Consider the following 18262-nt stretch of genomic DNA (forward strand, 5'->3'; position numbering starts at 1 on the left):
CCCGAACTTCTTGGACAGATGTCCACTATAGCTGGACACCTGTCCAGGAAGTCCGGTCCGGGGCGCCGCTGGTCCGGCGCCGACGGGTTGTCAGAGCCGACCGCTAGGTTCCGGTCCATGAGTGAGCAAGAGGTGATCGTGCGGCGCGCCCGCGCCGAGGACGTACCGGGGATCGTCGTCTCCAGCTCCCTGCTGTTCGCCGAGGACGGCGGGGAGCGGGACCCCAGCCTGAACGTGGACTGGCCGCGCCTGCACGGCGCCGAGGCCTTCGCCGCCGCCCTCCGGGACCCCGGCAGGCTGCTGCTGGCCGCGGTGCACGACGGCGAGGTGGTGGGCCATCTGTCGGCCTCGATGGCCGGCCCCACCGCCCTGCGGCCCGTCGCCTCGGCGACCCTCATGGCGCTGTACGTACGGCCCGAACACCGGCGGGCCCGGGTCGGGGCCCGGCTGGTGGACATCTTCCTGGCGTGGGCCCGGGAACGGGGCGCGGCGCACGCGGAGGTGACCGCCTCGGCGGGCAACGCGGACGGGATCCGGTTCTACGAGCGGGAGGCGTTCCGTGCCCAGGCGCTCACGCTGCGGCTGAACCTGTAGTCCGCGGGTACCCGGGGAGCGTATGGGCGGCGGCGGACCGTCCCCCGCGCCCGGGATCCCGTACGGAGGAGACATGGCACTGGTACAGGCGGGCCTCGTGGTGCTGGACTGCGCCGAGCCGGAGAAGCTCGCGGTGTTCTACAAGGAGCTGCTCGACGCGGAGGAGACGGACGCGACCGCCAACCGCGTCGAGATCGAGGGCGCCTGCGGTGCCCGACTGGCGTTCCGCCGGGACGTCAACGCCGTTCCGCCCAGCTGGCCTCGCCCGGAGAACTCCCTCCAGGCCCATCTGGACTTCTACGTCGAGGACCTCGACGAGGCCGAACGGCTGATCGTCTCCCTGGGCGGACGGCCCGTCGACACCAAGGAGGCCAGCGGCCCCTTCGAGGAGCGCGGCTACTCCGACCCGGCGGGCCACTCCTTCACCCTGCGCCGGGAAACCCCGACGGCACCCAAGCAGGGCTGACAGCCCCCGAGCAGGGCTGACGGGCCGAAGCAAGCGAACGGGGCCGTACGTGCCAGGGGGCCGGTCGCACGCCGTGTAAGCGCCCGACCGGCCCCGCTCGTCGTCAGTCCCGGCCTCCCTTTTCGGGGGCCGGCCACACCCCGGTGGACCGCTCGATGACCTTGGCGCCCGTGCGGTCCACCGCGCTGCGCACGACCGCGAAGATCGCGCCCTGTACGGCCGCAGCCAGCAGGATCTCGCCCCAGCCGCGGTCCCGGTCGAGCGCGTCGGGCGCGTCGTCCTCGTGCCGGATCAGCTTCCAGGTCTTGCGGAACGCGGCCGAGGCCACCGCACCGCTCACCCAGCCCAGCGCGAAGCCGACCGGCTTGTAGGCGACGGGCAGCTTCTTCTTCTTGGACATCTGGTCCTCCTCCTTCGCTTGCGTCGGCCGTCCGGTCAGGGACGGCCCTGCGGGGCCACCACCTCGGCGGCCGGCACCGGCCCCGGCGGCGTGCCGTCCCCGAACGGACGGCCGCCCAGATTCGCCCGCCCGTGCGGGGCGAGCCAGCCCGCCAGATCGGGCCCGAGCGGCACCACGGCGGTCGGGTTGATGCCCGTGTGCACCTGGTAGTAGTGCCGCTTGATGTGGTCGAAGTCGACGGTGTCGCCGAATCCGGGGGTCTGGAAGAGATCACGGGCGTACGCCCACAGCACCGGGTCCTCCGCGAGCTTCCAGCGGTTGCACTTGAAGTGACCGTGGTAGACCGCGTCGAAACGCACCAGTGTGGTGAAGAGCCGGATGTCCGCCTCCGTGATCGTCTCCCCGACGAGGTAGCGCCGCCGCGCCAGCCGCTCCGACAGCGCCTCCAGCCGCCGGAACACCCCGGCGCACGCCTTCTCGTACTCCTCCTGCCCGGTGGCGAAGCCCGCCCGGTACACGCCGTTGTTGACGTCCTCGTAGACCTCGGCCATCACCGTGTCGATCTCGTCGCGCAGCTCCCGCGGATACAGATCGGGTGCGCCCTCGCGGTGCAGGCCGCTCCACTCGGTGGCGAGATCGAGGGTGAGCCGCTGGTAGTCGTTGGTGACCAGTTCACCGCTCGGCACGTCCACGATCGCGGGGACGCTGACGCCGCCCGGGTAGTCGCTCTCCCGCGCGTCGTACGCCTCCTTCAGGAAGCGGATGCCGAGCACCGGGTCGCGGCCGTCCGGGTCCAGCGTGAACCGCCAGCTGCGGTCGTCCTGGAGGGGGTCGGCGATCGCCATCGACAGGGCGTCCTCCAGGCCCAGCAGCCGCCGCGAGATCACCGCCCGGCTCGCCCAGGGGCAGGCCCGGCTGACCACCAGCCGGTAGCGGCCCGCCTCCACCGGCCAGCCGTCGCGGCCGTCGGCGGTGATCCGGTCCGTGAAGTGGCTCCTGGACCGCTTGAACGCCTTCCGCCCGTAGGCCTCGTTGCCCTCACCGACACTCATGCGTCGTCCTCCCGGCCCGTCCCGATACGTCTGCCCTGAGGAGGGTTCCCCGATTTCCGCGACCCCCACGGTGTGAGCGCGAACGGTCGGGGCAAGCGGCGAACGTGACCCGGACACCATCAGACACCGAGACGGCGGACGAGCGGGGCGGGGCGGTCCTCGAAGGACCGGGGACCCGGGACCAGGGCGCGAGCGGGGAAAAGGGCGGGGCACGGGCCGACCGCAGGACCAGGATCACGGTCCTCGTCGCCCTCGGCGCCAACCTCCTGATCGCCGTCGCCAAGACCGTCGGCGGGCTCCTCGCGGGCTCGCCCGCCCTCCTCTCGGAGGCCGCCCACTCGGTCGCCGACAGCCTGAACGAGGTCTTCCTCCTCGCCGCGCTGCGCCGCAGCCGCCGTCCCGCCGACGCCCGGCACCCCTTCGGCTATGGCAAGGAGCGCTTCTTCTGGTCGCTGCTGGCCGCCGTCGGCATCTTCGTGATGGGCGGCTGCTTCTCCTTCTACCAGGCCTTCCACGCCCTGACCGCCGGGAGCGCGGAGTCCTACGGCGGCTATGTCGCCGGTATCGCCGTCCTCGGCGTGGCCCTCCTCTCCGAGGGGGCCTCACTGCTGCGCGCCCTGCACCAGGTGCGGCGGCAGGGCGGCGTCGGCGGACTGCGGGACCCGGCGCTGCGCACGGTCGTCGCGGAGGACGGCACAGCGGTCCTCGGGGTGACCCTCGCGATCGCCGGGATGGCCCTGCACATGGTGACCGGCCAGGTCATCTGGGAGGCGTCCGCCTCCTTCGCGATCGGGGCCCTGCTGGTGTACGTCGCCTACTGGCTCGGCCGGGACGCCCGCGAACAGCTCATCGGCGTCGCCGCCGACGCCGAACCGAGCCGGAAGATCCGGTCCCTGCTGGAGGCGCAGCCCGAGATCGACACCGTCGAGGCCCTGCTCACCATGCAACTCGGCCTGGACTCGATCCTGGTGGCCGCCCGGGTGGACCTGGTGCCCGGCCTCGACAGCGAGGAGGTCGAGCTGGTCGCCGTCCGCATCAAGCGCTCCATCGCCCGCGTCGTCCCCGAGGCCGACCAGATCTTCCTCGACGTGACGGAGAAGACGCGGCCGGGGGAGCGGGCAGCGGAAAGCCCCGCCGCGACGGGGGAACGCGGCGGGGCCTGAATCTCGTGTGCCCGGCCCTTCGGGGAACATGCGCGACGAAGTGAGGATTTTTTCTGCCGGTGCGGGTCCGGTGGGGCTTCTCGCGCAGTTCCCCGCGCCCCTTGAGGGCCTACGGCCCTTTCGGGCCGAAAAAGCAGGGGCGCAGCCCCTCTTTTTCACGGGCGCGGGAACTGCGCGATCAGCCCCCACCGGACCCGGACCCGGAGCCGACGTCGCGCCCCCCGGGTCACCCCTCCACCGGCTCCAGCACGAAGACGGGGATCTCTCGGTCCGTCTTCTTCTGGTAGTCCTCGTACGGCGGATACGCGGCGACCGCCCGCTCCCACCACTCGGCCTTCTCGGCCCCGGTGACCTCACGCGCGGTCAGGTCCTGCCGGACGGGCCCGTCCTGCAGCTCCACCAGCGGGTCGGACTTGATGTTGTGGTACCAGACCGGGTGCTTGGGCGCGCCGCCCTGCGAGGCCACGACCGCGTACCGGCCGTCGTGCTCCACCCGCATCAGCGGAGTCTTGCGGATCTTCCCGCTCTTCGCACCGCGCGTCGTGAGCACGATGACCGGCAGACCGGTGTCCAGCAGTGTCGTCCCCTCGGTGCCGCCCGAGCTCTCGTACAACTCGACCTGCTCGCGCACCCACTGGGTGGGGCTGGGCACGTACTCGCCCTCAAGAGGCATGGCAACCGTCCCTTGCTCTCGCGTACCGACTCTTCCTCGTCCTCAACACCGGCCCCTCGCGAAATCATCCTCATCGGGCCACCCGCGTACGGCACTTGTCACATTGCTAGACCATCAGCACCGCCAGTCCCGCGATCACGGCGCTCGACACGAGACCGGTGACCAGGCGTCCACGGTGCCCGGTCAGTGCGCGGCCGAGGAGGGCGCCGCCGCCCGCGAGCAGCAGTTGCCAGCTCGCCGAGGCCAGGAACGCGGCGAGGACGAACACCGCCTGCTCCAGGGGACTCACGGCCTCGGTGGCGCGGCTGCCGAGCACGAGCGCGGCGAAGTACACCACGGTGGTGGGGTTCAGCAGGGTGATCCCCAGGAGGGCGACGTAGGCGCGGGCCGGTCCGACCGGGTCCCGCTGCGCGCGGGTGGGCAGGCGCCGGGCGCGGTACTGGCGCACGGCTCCGACCGCGCCGCGTGCCGCCAGGGCGAGGAGCGCCAGGGCGGAGGCCCAGCGCAGCGGTGTCAGCAGCGGTTGCAGGGCGTTCGCGAGGGCCGTACCGCCGAGGGTGGCGAGCAGGGCGTACAGTCCGTCGGCCGTCGCGACACCGAGCGCGGCGCACGCTCCGGTCCGCAGGGACGTACGGGCGGTGAGGGAGACGAGGTAGGTCGCGACGGCTCCGACGGGGATGGCGATGCCATAGCCGGCGAGGAGCCCCGCGACGAGCGCGGCCGTCACGACCGGGGTGGTGTCGGCCCCCACGGTCGGCCCGACCGCTGCTGCCCCCGCACCGGCGAGGCGGTGGCGAGGAACGGCGTCGGGGAGGTGTGATGGATGCACATGGGGCAGATCCTGCGGCGCGGCGCTCCGCCCCCGCAAGCGAATTTGTCGCAGCAGTCGCAGCAGTCGCAGCTGTCGCAGCCGTCGGGGCGCCGGAGCCGTCGGGAGCGTGGCCGGGGCGTGCGTGGCCCGGTCGCCCGGTCGTCCGGTGGGTCTTGACCGGGGCTCCGGCGTCCGCCTACCTTGTTTGAATCCAAACGATACGAAGGGAGTGGGGGTGGACGGGCGGGTGCGTCGGGTGCGGAGCCGTCACGCCTTCGGGCGGCGACCGCTGCGCCGGGGCGCGGGCTCGGCTCCGTCCAGCAGGGTGCGGCGGCGCTCCTCGCCGTGCTCCTCGACCTGGAGCACGACGCTGCGCAGTCCCTCCGCGAGGCTGCGGCACTCCGCGTCGCTGAGCTGCCCGGTGACGAAGGCCTCCTCCTCGTTGAAGCGCGGGAACACCCGCCGCATCAGCTCCTCGCCCTCCTCGGTGAGGGCCAGCAGGACCAGCCGGCCGTCCGTCGGGTGGTCCGCGCGCCGCAACAGCCCGCGCGACTCCAGCGTCCGGGCCACACCTGTGAGCGTGCCCTTGGAGATGCCCGCCTCCTCGGCCACGTGCCGGGTCTCGGACTCGCCCCACACCCACACGACCCACAGCACCACGAACGCGGTCCATGTCAGGTCGGAACCGCGCAGCACGGAGTTCTCCAGGTGCTGCCGCACCGCCGCCGCGGCCCGGTAGATGTTCGCCACCGCCGCCATCTGGTCCCGGCGGATCGGGAAGTCCCCGAGCTTCGCCGCGGCGAGCTTCTCGGCTTCGGTGATGGATCGCTGGCCGGGCACGCGTGCTCCTTCGGTCTCACGGCCGGACGGCGGGGCCCACTCGGCCACCCCCGGTCCGGGTCCGTCGTTCGTGCGGACATTCGGTAGTTCGGTCGTTCAATTGTTCGGTCGTTCGGTCATTCGGGATCAAATTGTACGGAGGAGAGGGAATCCACCATGAGCACCACCCCCCGCATGCTGCTGGTCCTCAGCGAGAACTGGACCCTCACCGGCGGCCGGGCCGACCTGCCCACCGCCGTCCGGTGGGCACGCGAGGCCGAGGACGCCGGGTTCGACTCCGTCATGGTCAGCGAACACATCGTGCTCGGCCCCGACGCCGCCGCCGACGGCGTCATGGGCAATCCTCGCGACTACGCCCTCCCCGGCAATCAGGACCCGTACACCCCCTGGCCCAACTCCCTGCTTCTGCTCGCCTCCATCGCCTCCGTCACCGAACGCCTGCGCCTGGCCGCCGCGGCGGTCCTGGCCCCGCTGCGCCACCCCCTGCTGATGGCCAGGGAACTCGGCACCCTCGACCTGCTCAGCGAGGGACGGCTGCTGGTGCAGCCCACGGTCAGCTGGAGCAGGGACGAGTACGACGCGCTCGGGGTGCCCTTCGGCAGACGGGGCCGGCTGCTCGACGAGCACCTGGAGGTCTGGGCCAAGGCCTGGGGGCCGTCCCCGATCTCCCACGACAGTGAGCACTACCCGTTCCGGGACGTGTACTTCGAGCCCAAGGCGTACCGCCCCGAGGGGCCGAGGCTGTGGTTCGGCGGGCAGCGCCTGCACGGCCCCGTCCTGCGCCGACTGGTCCGGTACGGCCATGGCTTCCACCCTCTCGGGCGCCCGACCCCGGACGACCTGAAGACGCTGGACGAGGCCATGACCGCCGCCGGACGGGACGCCGCCGAACTGGAGATGATCGGCGGCACCCAGGCGGTCTTCCCCGACGACCACTCCCCGGCGGACCTCGGGGCTGCCCTCGCCTCCATCCCCGAGCAGTTGGAGCAGGGCTTCACGACCTTCTGCGTCAAGCCCAACCAGTTCATCGACGACCCCGACGGGGTCGGCGCCTTCTGCGCGGAGGTCATGCGGAGGGTGGAGGCGCTGACGAGCTGACGGCCCGCTTCCCTCCGGACAGTCACATGGCAAGGCCGGCGCCGCGGCAGCGGCGCCGGCCTTCCCCCCGCGGCCCCCGGTTCAGCGCTCGAAGACGACCCCGCCGTCGAACACCGTCATGTCGACCTCGACCCCGGTGATCTCGTGCGGGTCGAGGCCGAGCAGCGGCCGGTCCAGGACGCACAGGTCGGCCACCTTGCCCACCTCCACGGACCCCTTCCACTCCTCCGCGAAGTCCTGCCGCGCGGGGTTGATCGTGTACGCCCGCAGCGCCTCGGCCAGTTCCACGCGCTGCTCGGGCCCGCTGACCCGGCCGCTGGCCTTCGACTCGCGCAGCAGCATCCCGGCGACGCCCTGCCGCCAGTCGGGCTCCGTGATCGGCGCGTCCGAACTGGCGCACACCGCCACGCCCGCGTCGAAGGCCGACCGCGCGGGCCACTGGTACGCCGACCGCTCGGTGCCCACCACCTCCGCCATCAGATCGGAGATCGTCCACTTGATGGCGGGGTTCATGTTGACGCCGTAGCCGTGCGCGGCCAGCCGGGCGAGGCTGTCCGCGCCGATGAAGTCGCCGTGGATGACGTAGTGCCGGGCGTCGGCGCGCGGCACGGCCCGCTGCGCCGCGGTGAACGCGTCCACCACGAGATCGATGGCCCGGTCGCCGGTGACGTGGACGCCCAGCTGGTAACCCGCCTCGTGCGCGATCCGGATCATGTCGAACAGCTCGTCGATCTGGAGGTCGGGCGTGCGCCCGTGCACACAGAGGGAGCCGTGGCCGCCGCCCACGTAGGGCTCGTTCATCCAGGCCGTACGGTTCGGCGGCACCCCGTCGGCGAAGATCTTCACGCCGATGGCGTTCAGCAGCCGGGGGTCCGCCGACTCCGGGCGGTGCAGCTCGGCGAGACCCTTGCGGACGTCCTCGGCGGAGCCGCCGATCGGCGCGGGCAGCAGCAGGGCGCTGACCCGGGCGTGCAGCGAGCCGGTCGCCGCCAGGTCCGCGTACGCCGTCCAGTTGTCGGTGCTCAGCCCCCCGAACAGGGTCTCGGCGCCGCCGGGGCCGAGACCCGGCTCGGTGTAGCTGGTGATGCCGCGCGAGTGGAGCTCGGCCACCACGTTGCGGATGGCCTGGCGGCGCTGGGCGACCGTGGGGGAGGGCAGGGCGGCCTGGAGCAGGACACCGGCCGCTTCCCGCAGGATGCCGGTGGGCCGGCCGTCGGGGTCGCGGTCGACGACACCGCCGTCCGGTGCCACGGTGTCCGCGTCGATCCCGCAGCGGCGCAGCGCCTCGCTGTTCGCCCACACCATGTGCTGCGAGAAGTCGGTCAGACAGACCGGGTGGCCGGGCGCCACCGCGTCCAGGTCGGCGCGGTGCGGCAGACGGCCCGGCTCGGCGAGGCACTCGGCGAGATAGCCGGGGTCCCAGCCCAGGCCGACGATCCACTCGCCGGGCGCGGCGGCCCGCGCCGCCGCGCCCACCACCCCCGCGATGTCGGCGATCGACCCCACCGCCGGGTGGCCGACGTCCAGGGCGAACGGGGGCTTGGACAGCCCGTACGCGGCGCCGTGCAGATGCGAGTCGTTGATGCCCGGCAGCACGGTACGCCCGGCCAGCTCGACGATTCGTGTCGCCGGCCCGGCCAGGGCACGCATCTCGGCGTCCGTGCCGACCGCCACGATCTCCCGGCCGCGCACGGCCACACCCTCGGCGACCGAGAAACCGGCGTCGACGGTGATGACCTGACCGCCGGTCAGGACCAGGCTGGGGGAAGTGTCGCTCACGAGGACCTCTCTGGGGTGTCTGGGTGCGGGGGAGCGGCTGGGGAGTGGGAGGGGACCCGGGCGCCGGTCACCGGGTGGCGCGTGGGCCGAAGTACGCGAGCGCCGCGCCCGCCACCAGGGCCACGCCCTGCGCCATCTGCTGCCAGAACGTCGGCACGCTCAGCAGTGTCAGCCCGTTCTGCAGGCAACCCAGGAACAGCACGCCGAGCAGCACCCCGAGAACCGAACCGGAGCCGCCGCTCAGGGCGACCCCGCCCAACAGCACCGCCGTGAGCACGGTCAGCTCGAAGCCCGTGCCCGAGGTGCCCGCGACCGCGCTGTCCAGTACGGACGCCTTGATCGCCCCGGCCAGCGCGGCGGCCGTACCGGTCACCACGAACAGCGCGAACGGCGTACGGCGGACGTCGATGCCGGACAGATAGGCGGCCTCCCGGTTGACGCCGATCGCGAACACATGGCGTCCCGTGGGGGTGTACGCCAGGAACAGCGCCCCGGCCACCAGCACGGCGGCGGCGATGACCACGGGGGCCGCGATCCCGGCGATCCGGGCCCCGCCCAGCCACGCGAAACCGTCGCCGAAACCGCTCAGCGGCAGCGGGAAGAGCTGCTGCGCCAGGCCGCGCACGGCCGCCAGCATGCCCAGCGTCACGATGAACGGCGACAGCCCCAGATGGCAGCAGAGCACCCCGTTCACGGCGCCGACCGCCGCGCCGACGGCCAGCGCGCCGAGGACGGCGACCACGGGGGACTGGGCCTGCTCCCCCGCGAGCCAGCCCGCCGTCAGGGCGCCCAGCGCCAGCGTCGAACCCACCGACAGATCCAGGTAACCGCTGATCACCAGCAGGGCCAGGGGCACGGCGACGATCGCGAGGGCGGCCGCGTCGGTGGCGATCCCGCGCAGGTTCCCGGGGTCGAGGAAGCTGCCGGTGGACAGCTGGAACACCAGCACCAGCAGGGTGAGGACGACGATCAGAGGATGGCGTCGCACCGACGAGAGCCCGTGCGCGGCCAGGGCGCGCGGGCCGGGGACGACGCGCTCGGCGGCGGTCACGGCGGTCATGCTGCTCCTTCGTGGGAGGGGGTGGGCGTGGGCGGCGCGGTGGGGGCGCCGTCCGGGGGGTGGTGGGGGTGCGGAGGCGTGGGCCCCGCGTCGTGGACCGCCGCAAGGAGGGACGCCTCGGTGAGGTCCGGGCCGGCGAGTTCGGCGACGATCCGGCCCCGGTCGACGACCAGACAGCGGTGGGCGAGGCCGGCCGCCTCCTCTGGGTCGCTGGAGGCGAACAGCACGGCCGTGCCGCGCTCGGCGGCGAGCGTGGACACGACGTCGTAGATCTCCTGACGGGCGCCGACGTCGACGCCCTGGGTCGGCTCGTCGAGCAGCAGGACGTCGACGGTCCTGGCCTCGTTGATCCAGCGGCCGAGCAGCAGTTTCTGCTGGTTGCCGCCGGAGAAGGCGGAGGCCGGCAGCCCCGGCCGCGCGGGCCGCAGCCCCACCGCCTCGGCGAGCGAGCCGAAGACCCGCCGCTCCGCACCGAGGGCGCGCACCCCGCGCCGGGCGAGGGCCCGCACGCTCGGCAGCAGTACGTTGTCCTGCGCGCTCAGCCCCGCGAACAGGCCCTGCGTCCGCCGGTCCGCCGGCACCAGCGCGATCCCGGCGGCGAGGGCGTCGGCGGGGCGGGCGGGGGAGACGGCACGCTCGCCGACGTGGACGCTCCCGCCGTAGGCCCGCCGCCTGCCGAACAACGTCTCCAGCATCCGGGTGCGCCCGGACCCGATCAGCCCGTACAGCCCCACGATCTCGCCCTCACCGACGCTGAGATCGACCGGCCCGAACCCGGGACCGCGCAAACCCCGCAGGGAGAGCCGGGCGGGGGAGCGGGGGGTGGAGGGGGCCGCGGGCTCGGCGGTGCTGGGCGACATGTCGGCGGCCGGACGCGACGTACCCCCGTCCGTCGGGTCGTCGGCTGGGACCGGCCCCGTCCCGGTGGGCGCCGGTGGGGCCGGTTCGGCGGATCCCGTGATCGCCCGTACCAGGGCGTGGCGGTGGTGGACACCGGTCGCCGTGTGGGTGACTCGGCCGTCGCGGAGGACCGTCACCGCGTCGGCGAGGCGTTCGACCTCGGCCAGGAGGTGCGTGACGTAGACGATGGCGAGGCCCTGGGCGCGCAGGTCTTCCACCCGGGTGGCGAGGGCGTCGCTCTCGGCGCCGGAGAGCGCGGCCGTGGGCTCGTCGAGGACCAGGACCGAGGCGCTGCGGCTGAGGGCCTTGGCGATCTCGACCAACTGCTTCTGGCCCATGGGCAGTTCACCCACCCGGTCCCGCGGCGAGCAGCTCGCGGCGACACGGTCGAGGAGTTCGGCGGACACCTTCTCCTGGGCCCTGCGGTCGACCCGCCCGTACCTGGTCCACTCCTGCCCGAGGAAGATGTTCTCGGCCACGGTCAGCGGGTCCACGACGCTGAGCGTCTGGAAGATGATCGCCACCCCCGCCGCGATCGACTCGCGCGGACTGAGCCGGGCGTACGGGACCCCGCCCACCTCGATCGTCCCGGCGTCCGGCGGGAACGCCCCGCCCAGACACTTGATCAGCGTGGACTTGCCGGCGCCGTTGTGCCCGAGCAGGGCGTGCACCTGGCCGGCGGGCACCGTGAGGTCCACCCCGTCCAGCGCCCGCACCCCGCCGAAGGACTTGCTGAGGGAGGAGATCCGCAGGTTCGGCGGGTTGGACGCGCCGTGCGTGTCGCTCATGTCGGCCATCGGGCGGCCCTACCCGTTCTGGGCGAGCAGCGCGTCGATCTCCGCCGTGTCCCCGCTGCGGACCAGCTTGACCGGCACCTGGACACTGGCGTCCGCCTTCCCGGCGGCGACCGCGAGCGGCACGTCGACGATGGCGTCGGCGATGTCCCGCGGGGCGAGCGCGGAGGAGGCCCGGTAGAACGTGCCCTGCTTGATGGCGAGGAGCGAGGGCGCCGAACCGTCCTGCCCGCCGACGAACGTCTTCCGGTCGTCCTTCTTCCGCCCGACCTGTTGCAGGGCCTTGAACCCGCCGTACGCCGCCGCGTCCGTGATCCCGAGGACGATGTTGAGGTCGGGGTGCTTGGCGAGCAGCGCGTTGGACTTCGACAGCCCCGTGTCCGGGTCGATGGCCTGTTCCTGCGCGACCACGTCGACGCCGGGCGCGAGCTTGGTGAAGGCGTCGACCATGCCCTTCGTGCGCTCCCGGCCCAGCTCGATCGTGTTGTCGACCAGGAACGCGATCTTCCCCTTGCCGTTCAGCTCTTCCTCGGCCCACTTCGCCGCCGCCTCGCCCAGCAGCGTGCCGCTCTCGCGGAAGCTGAACTGGATGTCGGCGCTCTGGTTCTCCAGCGTGCCGCCGTACGTCACCCAGATCAGACCGGCGTCGAGCGCGGACTTCGCGATCGCCTCGGTGGCCTCGAAGACCATCGGGAACGACACGATCGCGGGCGTCTTCCGCGTGACCCAGGTGGTGAGGTTGCTGGCCTGGGTGTCGGGGTTGCTCGCGTCGCTCGTCGTCGACAGCTTGACGTCGTGCTTCTTCGCCGCGGCCGTCGAAAGCTTCACCAGGGTGGTGTAGAGCGGGAGTTGGGTGAACGGGTAGTCGAGGCCGATCTCTGTGAGCCGCCGTGCGGAGGGGGAGGCGTCCGCCGCCTTCGCCGCGCCGGAGCTGCTCTCCGGGGCGCTGCAGCCCGTGGCGGCCAGTCCGGTCGCGGTGAGCGTGCCGGCCGACCACGCGAGGAACTGCCTGCGCGAGGCCGGGGTGGCGGAAAGGGTGCGTCTGGTCATGGCGGGGATCTCCAAGGGGGACGGGGCCCGTCAGCGGCGGGCGTCCTGCTGTGCCGAACAGGAAAGACCCCACCGCCCCGCCCCACCATCCGTACAAATACCGAGTCCGGACACGGACGGGGACCACGCGTCCCGGTTGGGCAGCGGCGGCGGGGCCCGGCATGTGTGCGGTGTTCGGTGGGCGGGGCCCGGCACGTGTGCGGTGTTCGGTGGGCGGGTGCCGACGGGACCGCGCACGTCCCGTGGGGAGGCCGTGGGCGGTGGGGGCGTCGTGGATCGGTGAATGCCTTGTCCGTCGAACCCCGGCCGCCTATCGTTAGGGCCCAAAAGACCTGCACCGGTCTCGGGGCGGCTCCGGGAGGCTCGCATGCTCACCCATCACCAGCTCGCGGCCGCCGCCCGCATCGGCATGCTCACCCGCGAACGCGACACCGCCGCCGCCTGCGCCGAGGCCCTGCATGAACTCGGCCGCGCGCTGCCCCTGGACGCCGCCACCCTCCTGGAGATCGACCCGATCACCGGCGCCCACGTCCAGGTCGCCGGCGTCGGCTACGACGCCGACGTCTCCGCCACGCTGGCCGCCGAGTTCGTCTCGACACCCTGGTACGCCAACGTCCTGCGCAGCGCGATCCCACCCTCCATCTGCGAGGACGTCGAGGACCCGGGCGAGCGCTACCGCGACGGCTGGTTCTACGCCGAGCGGATGCGCCCGGCGGGCGTCCGCGACGCGGTCACCGGCGCCCTGCGCCACCACGGGCGGCTCGTCGGCCTGATCACCCTCTCCACCGCGACCCCCGACGCCTACGACACCGCGACCCGCCACCTGCTGGCGTCCCTGCTGCCCGCCCTGGGCGTCCTCGCCGACCCCACCGCGCACGCGGGCGACCTCGCCGACCTCCCCGCGGACGGCGGGGCGAGCATCGTCGTCGCCGACGACACCCTCGAACTCCCGGGCCGCCACCCGGCCGTGGTTCTCGGGGACCCCGAGTTCCGCCGCCTGCTGACCGCCTTCGCCGACGCGCACGGCACCCGGCTGCGCCTGCTGTGGCCGGTGGGGCCCGACTGGTACCGGGTCGCCGTGCGCCGCCACACCCTCGGCACGGCCGTGGTCCGCCGCGCGGTCCTCGTCCACGAGACGCCCGTCCCGCTGCCGTACGGGCTCAGTCCGCGGGAACTGGAGGTGCTCACCCGGGCGGCCACCGGCAGCACGAACCAGGCCATCGCCCAGGCGCTGTTCCTGTCCCCGCGCACCGTGCACACCCATGTCGAGCACCTGCTGCGCAAGACCGGCGCCGCCTCCCGCGCGGAGGCCACCGCCCTCGCCGTACGGGACGGCCTGCTCCGCCCGACCGCCGAGGACGTCGAACGCTTCGTCGAAAGATCGCCCGGAGGGTGAGCCGGGTTCAATAGGGTCGACGGGTGACTGCGACTGCGAACACGACCGATGACCTGGCGGGACGAGGCGGTTCCGGGCGAGGGGAGCCGGGACGAGGCGGTTCCGGACGGGGCGGGCAGCCCTTCCTCTACGTCGTCGTCTGCGCGGCCGGTATCGCCGCCGAGGTCAGCAAGCTGATCACCGCCGCCCAGGAGCGCGACTGGGAGGTCGGGGTCATCGCGACCCCCGTCGCCATGGGCGGCTTCTTCGACACGGCCGAGGTCGAGGCGCTGACCGGCCGCCCCATCCGTTCCGCCTGGCGCCGACCGGGCGACGCCCGCCCCTTCCCGCCGCCGGACGCCGTGGTGGTCGCGCCCGCCACCTTCAACACGGTCAACAAGTGGGCCGCCGGACTGGCCGACACCCTCGCGGTCGGCACCCTGTGCGAGGCGAGCGGCCTGGGCGTGCCGATCGCCGTGCTGCCCTGTGTCGCCCACGCCCTCGCCGCCCACCCGGCCTACCGCGCGAGCCTGGAGCGGCTGCGCGGCATGGGCGTCAGGTTCGGCGACCCGTACGCCGGCGGGCCCGAGGAGGGCGGTGAGCGCGCGGAGTTCTGCTGGGAACGGGCGCTGGACCTGCTGGAGACGGGCGAGGCGGGAGCGCCCCTCACACGCTGAGTTCCGTCGCCGTCCCCATCGGCAGCCGGCGGAACGCGTCCCGTACCTCGACGGGAGTTCCGGCCAGGGTCCGCTCGGCCGCCGCGCGGGCCTCACAGTGACCTGGCGGCTGTCCTCCCCCGACGGTCCGGCCGTCGAGGTGACCGCCACCCTCATGGTGAAGCCGCTGGTGAAGCCGCCCCATTCGACCGGCGTGCGGCCGGGCGTACCCGGGCATCGGGCGAGAGCGGTGCGGAGGGAGCGCACCGTGACGGATGAGGCCGCGCGTTCAACCGAACGGTTGAACGGGTCGGCGGCTTCCGGGCGACGCGCGACGGCCCCTGCCGATCACAGACTTGCGTTGCCGCGGCGGCGGCACGCCCGACGGATCAGCTCGGAAAGGACCTTCCCCCACATGGCCAGCAGCTTCAGCAGGCGACGCATCCTCACCACCGGCGCGGGCGCCACGCTCGCCGGTCTCGTCGCGACCGGCACGGCCCACGCGTCGCCCGCCGGTGCCCCCGCGGCGACGCCGGGCGCCGAGGAGACCCGCTCCCTCGACGAGCTGTACCGCGACGCGGTCGCCGAGGGCGGCAAGCTCGTCATCTACGCGGGCGGCGACACCGCCACCCAGCAGGACGCCACGGCCCAGGCCTTCCGCACCCGCTTCCCGGACATCGACCTGACGATGGTCGTGGACTACAGCAAGTACCACGACGTCCGCGTCGACAACCAGCTCGCGACCGACACGCTGGTACCCGACGTCGTCCAGCTCCAGACGCTCCAGGACTTCACCCGCTGGAAGCGCCAGGGCAAGCTGCTGCCCTACAAGCCCGCCGGCTTCTCCAAGCTGTACGCGGACTTCCGTGACCCGCAGGGCGCCTGGACGGCCGTCCGGGTCACCGCCTTCAGCTACATGTACGGCGTCGAAGCCGTGGGCGGCAACGCGCCCAAGTCGCCGCAGGAGCTGGTCGACCCGCGCTGGAAGGGCGCCATCGCCTCCTCCTACCCGCACGACGACGACGCGGTGCTGTACCTCTTCTCCCTCTACCAGCAGGCCTACGGCTGGGACTGGATCGCGAAGTTCGCCGCCCAGCAGCCGCAGTTCAACCGCGGTTCGCACAGCCCGGGTGTCGCGGTCAACGCCAAGCAGAAGGCCATCGGCGTCGGCGGTTCCGGCTCGCTGACCGCGCCCGCCACGGCCCCGACCCGCTTCGCGGTCGCCGACGGCCACCCCTTCATGGCCTGGGGCCAGCGCGCCGCGATCCTCCGGAAGGCCGCCCACCCCACGGCCGCCAAGCTGTACCTCAACTGGGCGCTGTCCGCCGAACGCCAGCAGGGCTCCTCCTGGTCCGTCCGCACCGACATCACGCCCGCCGGGGGACTCCAGCCCATCTGGACCTACCGGAACGCGCACCTCGACGGCTTCCCCCGGTTCATGGAGGACCGCGCCCAGGTCGAGCGGTGGAAGCAGACCTTCGCCCTCTACTTCGGCGAGGTGAAGGGCGACCCGACCCCGGGAGTCCTGGGGCTGCACCCCGGGCGGTGACCCCACGCCGGGCACGGCGGGTACGGCGAACCTCTTTACCGCGGTCACACGCGTCACGGCCTACACTCGGCTGGCCCCGCCAGCCCGTGCCCGTCCGGACCGTCGCAGAGGGAATCGCCGCCGCCGTGCCCGCCATCGCCGCCCCCGCCGTCCCGCACCGAGGATTACCGCCGCTTCGGCGCCTGCCGGACCTGCTGTTCCTGACCGTCGTCGTCGGCGGAGCCGTCCGCCTCGCCGACCTGAACTCCGCGCTGTGCTGGGAACTGGTCCCGCTCGTCGCGCTGTTGGCGGTCGGGTACGTGGCCGGTCTCGCCCTCTGGGACCGGCTGGGCCGATGGGGCCGCCCGCTGTGGCTCGGCGCGCTGCTGGTGCTGTGGTGGCGGGTCTCCTGGGAGATGCCGGCCCCGGCCGCCACCGCCTACACCTGGCTGGTGCTCCCGCTCGCGATCCTCGCCCTGCGCATGTTCACGGGCCGTACGGCGGTCGCCGTCGTCGGTGTGATCACCGGGCCGCTCGTCCTGCTGATCGCCCGGACCTCCGGAACCCTCCACCCCGAACAGCTCCTCCCCCCGGTCGCCGCATTGTGGGCCACGGTCGCCCTCTACCGCGCCCAGCAGCTCCTCCTCGGCGAACTGCGGCGCACCCGCGCCGAGTTGGCGCGAAACCAGCGCGAGGCCGGCCGGCTCGCCGAGCGCGCCCGGATCGCCCGCGACCTGCACGACACCCTCGCCCAGGAACTCGCCGGCAGCCGGATGCTCCTCCAGGCGGCCGACCGTGACTGGGATCGCTGCCCCGATCTGGCCAGGACCCAGCTCCGCACGGTCGTCGACGCGCTGGGCACCCAGCTCGCCGAGACCCGCACCGTCATCAGTGACCTCACCCCGCCCGCCCTGGAACACGCCGACCTCGCCACCGCGTTGCGCACCTTCTGCGCCCGCACCACGACCACTCCCTCGCGGGTGGTGTTCCGCACCGAGGGCGAGCCGGGCGGCCTGCCGCGCGACCGGGCCGCCGCCCTGCTCCGCGTCGCCCAGGGCCTGGTGGCCAACGCCTGCGAGCACGCCCGCGCCCGGCACGTCTGGGTCACCCTCGACCACCGCGACGACACGGCCGTCACCGTCGAGGTGCGGGACGACGGCGTGGGCTTCGACCCGGCGGCGACCACCGCGGGACCGGGAGACCGGGGCCTCGGCCTGCCTGCCGGCCGCGAGCGTCTGGACGCCCTCGGCGGATCGCTCACCGTCCGCAGCGCTCCCGGCCGGGGCACCCTGGCCCGCGCCAGCCTCCCCGTGGGCGCCCTCGCCCTGGCGGGCCCGGCGGGCGACCGGTGACCGCCGCGGCCGACACCCCGCTGCGCGTCCTGATCGTGGACGATCACATGGTCGTGCGGGCCGGCCTGCGCGCCCTCCTCGCCGGGGAGCCCGGCTTCGACGTGGTCGGCGAGACCGGCGACGGCGAGGAGGCCGTACGGCTCGCCGCGCGGCTCGGCCCCGACGTGGTGCTGATGGACCTCCGCCTGACCGGCGACACGGTCCCCGACCGCCCGGTCAACGGCCTGGACGCGACCCGGCGCATCACGGCCGGGTCCCCCCGCAGCCGGGTCGTCGTCCTCACCGGCTCCGGCACCCAGGGTGACGTCGTCCGGGCCATGGAGGCCGGCGCCCGCGGCTACGTCCTCAAGGCCGGCCCGCCCGAGGAACTGTTCCGGGCCGTACGCGCCGCGGCGGCCGGCGGCATGGGGCTAGCCCCCGAGGCCGCCGGACACCTCGCCGGTCACCTGGCCGATCCGGGGACCGCCCTGAGCGACCGGGAGATCGAGGTCGTACGGCTGCTGGCGCTGGGCCGCAGCAACCGGGCCATCGCCGCCGCCCTCCATCTCACCGAGGCCACAGTCAAGACCCATCTGGTCCGCGTCTACCGCAAGCTCGGCACCGAGAACCGGGCGAGCACGGTGTCCGAGGCCGTCCGGCTGGGGCTCCTCGAACTGGGCTGAGGCGGCGCG

18 protein-coding genes are annotated in these 18262 nt (G+C 73.4%); 9 read left to right on the forward strand and 9 right to left on the reverse strand.

The features are described from left to right. The first annotated feature begins 117 nt into the window (after nucleotides 1-117). Nucleotides 118-594, forward strand: coding sequence for a GNAT family N-acetyltransferase (locus ACZ52C_RS26320; protein ID WP_469077064.1), 477 nt, complete (start codon nucleotides 118-120; stop codon nucleotides 592-594). Between the two features lie 73 nt (nucleotides 595-667). After that, on the forward strand, nucleotides 668-1060 hold the full coding sequence (locus ACZ52C_RS26325) for a VOC family protein (protein ID WP_469077065.1): 393 nt from the start codon (nucleotides 668-670) through the stop codon (nucleotides 1058-1060). A 103-nt stretch (nucleotides 1061-1163) separates the two neighbouring features. Here ACZ52C_RS26325 and ACZ52C_RS26330 read toward each other — a convergent pair whose 3' ends face one another. Both ACZ52C_RS26330 and ACZ52C_RS26335 read right to left on the reverse strand, forming a co-directional pair. Further along, nucleotides 1164-1460, reverse strand: a complete 297-nt coding sequence (locus ACZ52C_RS26330) for a DUF4235 domain-containing protein (RefSeq protein WP_469077066.1) — start codon at nucleotides 1458-1460, stop codon at nucleotides 1164-1166. Nucleotides 1461-1495: 35 nt separating this feature from the next. Beyond that, nucleotides 1496-2512, reverse strand: a complete 1017-nt coding sequence (locus ACZ52C_RS26335; RefSeq protein WP_469077067.1) for a glutathione S-transferase family protein — start codon at nucleotides 2510-2512, stop codon at nucleotides 1496-1498. Nucleotides 2513-2616: 104 nt separating this feature from the next. On the opposite strand from ACZ52C_RS26335, the gene ACZ52C_RS26340 reads away from it, so the two are divergent. Next, a complete protein-coding gene (locus tag ACZ52C_RS26340; RefSeq protein ID WP_469077068.1) occupies nucleotides 2617-3675 on the forward strand; it encodes a cation diffusion facilitator family transporter in 1059 nt (352 codons plus the stop codon). Nucleotides 3676-3901: 226 nt separating this feature from the next. Here the strand turns inward: ACZ52C_RS26340 and ACZ52C_RS26345 are convergent, their stop codons facing one another. From ACZ52C_RS26345 to ACZ52C_RS26355, 3 genes are all read right to left on the reverse strand, one after another. Beyond that, nucleotides 3902-4348, reverse strand: coding sequence for a nitroreductase family deazaflavin-dependent oxidoreductase (locus ACZ52C_RS26345; protein ID WP_469077069.1), 447 nt, complete (start codon nucleotides 4346-4348; stop codon nucleotides 3902-3904). 106 nt (nucleotides 4349-4454) lie between these two features. Then, nucleotides 4455-5075 carry a LysE family transporter gene (locus ACZ52C_RS26350; protein WP_469077168.1) on the reverse strand — a complete coding sequence of 207 codons (621 nt, stop codon included), beginning with the start codon at nucleotides 5073-5075 and terminating at the stop codon, nucleotides 4455-4457. Nucleotides 5076-5426: 351 nt separating this feature from the next. Beyond that, nucleotides 5427-5999 (reverse strand): MarR family winged helix-turn-helix transcriptional regulator, encoded by a 573-nt coding sequence (locus tag ACZ52C_RS26355; protein WP_469077070.1) that lies wholly within the window; start codon nucleotides 5997-5999, stop codon nucleotides 5427-5429. A gap of 156 nt (nucleotides 6000-6155) precedes the next feature. Between ACZ52C_RS26355 and ACZ52C_RS26360 the strand changes: the two genes are divergently transcribed. Then, nucleotides 6156-7097: an LLM class flavin-dependent oxidoreductase gene (locus tag ACZ52C_RS26360; protein ID WP_469077071.1), complete on the forward strand. Its 942-nt coding sequence runs from the start codon at nucleotides 6156-6158 to the stop codon at nucleotides 7095-7097. An 81-nt stretch (nucleotides 7098-7178) separates the two neighbouring features. Here the strand turns inward: ACZ52C_RS26360 and ACZ52C_RS26365 are convergent, their stop codons facing one another. The 4 genes from ACZ52C_RS26365 to ACZ52C_RS26380 all read right to left on the reverse strand — a co-directional run bounded on the left by ACZ52C_RS26365 (nucleotide 7179) and on the right by ACZ52C_RS26380 (nucleotide 12680). Next, nucleotides 7179-8876, reverse strand: a complete 1698-nt coding sequence (locus ACZ52C_RS26365) for an amidohydrolase (RefSeq protein WP_469077072.1) — start codon at nucleotides 8874-8876, stop codon at nucleotides 7179-7181. 67 nt (nucleotides 8877-8943) lie between these two features. Next, nucleotides 8944-9936 carry an ABC transporter permease gene (locus tag ACZ52C_RS26370; RefSeq protein WP_469077073.1) on the reverse strand — a complete coding sequence of 331 codons (993 nt, stop codon included), beginning with the start codon at nucleotides 9934-9936 and terminating at the stop codon, nucleotides 8944-8946. Continuing rightward, nucleotides 9933-11624 (reverse strand): sugar ABC transporter ATP-binding protein, encoded by a 1692-nt coding sequence (locus ACZ52C_RS26375; RefSeq protein ID WP_469077074.1) that lies wholly within the window; start codon nucleotides 11622-11624, stop codon nucleotides 9933-9935. The genes ACZ52C_RS26370 and ACZ52C_RS26375 overlap by 4 nt, the downstream gene beginning before the upstream one ends. An 18-nt stretch (nucleotides 11625-11642) precedes the next feature. After that, nucleotides 11643-12680, reverse strand: coding sequence for a sugar ABC transporter substrate-binding protein (locus ACZ52C_RS26380; protein ID WP_469077075.1), 1038 nt, complete (start codon nucleotides 12678-12680; stop codon nucleotides 11643-11645). 367 nt (nucleotides 12681-13047) lie between these two features. Between ACZ52C_RS26380 and ACZ52C_RS26385 the strand changes: the two genes are divergently transcribed. The 5 genes from ACZ52C_RS26385 to ACZ52C_RS26405 all read left to right on the forward strand — a co-directional run bounded on the left by ACZ52C_RS26385 (nucleotide 13048) and on the right by ACZ52C_RS26405 (nucleotide 18253). Continuing rightward, the gene (locus ACZ52C_RS26385; RefSeq protein WP_469077076.1) at nucleotides 13048-14076 is read left to right on the forward strand and encodes a helix-turn-helix transcriptional regulator; all 1029 of its coding nucleotides are present in this window, start codon (nucleotides 13048-13050) and stop codon (nucleotides 14074-14076) included. Between the two features lie 23 nt (nucleotides 14077-14099). Then, nucleotides 14100-14732: a flavoprotein gene (locus ACZ52C_RS26390; protein WP_469077077.1), complete on the forward strand. Its 633-nt coding sequence runs from the start codon at nucleotides 14100-14102 to the stop codon at nucleotides 14730-14732. 394 nt (nucleotides 14733-15126) lie between these two features. Next, nucleotides 15127-16260: an ABC transporter substrate-binding protein gene (locus tag ACZ52C_RS26395; protein WP_469077078.1), complete on the forward strand. Its 1134-nt coding sequence runs from the start codon at nucleotides 15127-15129 to the stop codon at nucleotides 16258-16260. A gap of 125 nt (nucleotides 16261-16385) precedes the next feature. Then, nucleotides 16386-17591: a sensor histidine kinase gene (locus tag ACZ52C_RS26400; RefSeq protein ID WP_469077079.1), complete on the forward strand. Its 1206-nt coding sequence runs from the start codon at nucleotides 16386-16388 to the stop codon at nucleotides 17589-17591. Then, nucleotides 17588-18253, forward strand: coding sequence for a response regulator (locus ACZ52C_RS26405; protein WP_469077080.1), 666 nt, complete (start codon nucleotides 17588-17590; stop codon nucleotides 18251-18253). Before ACZ52C_RS26400 ends, ACZ52C_RS26405 begins: the two co-directional genes overlap by 4 nt. Nucleotides 18254-18262: the final 9 nt, after the last annotated feature.

This window comes from Streptomyces sp. NPDC034049 (assembly GCF_055575575.1).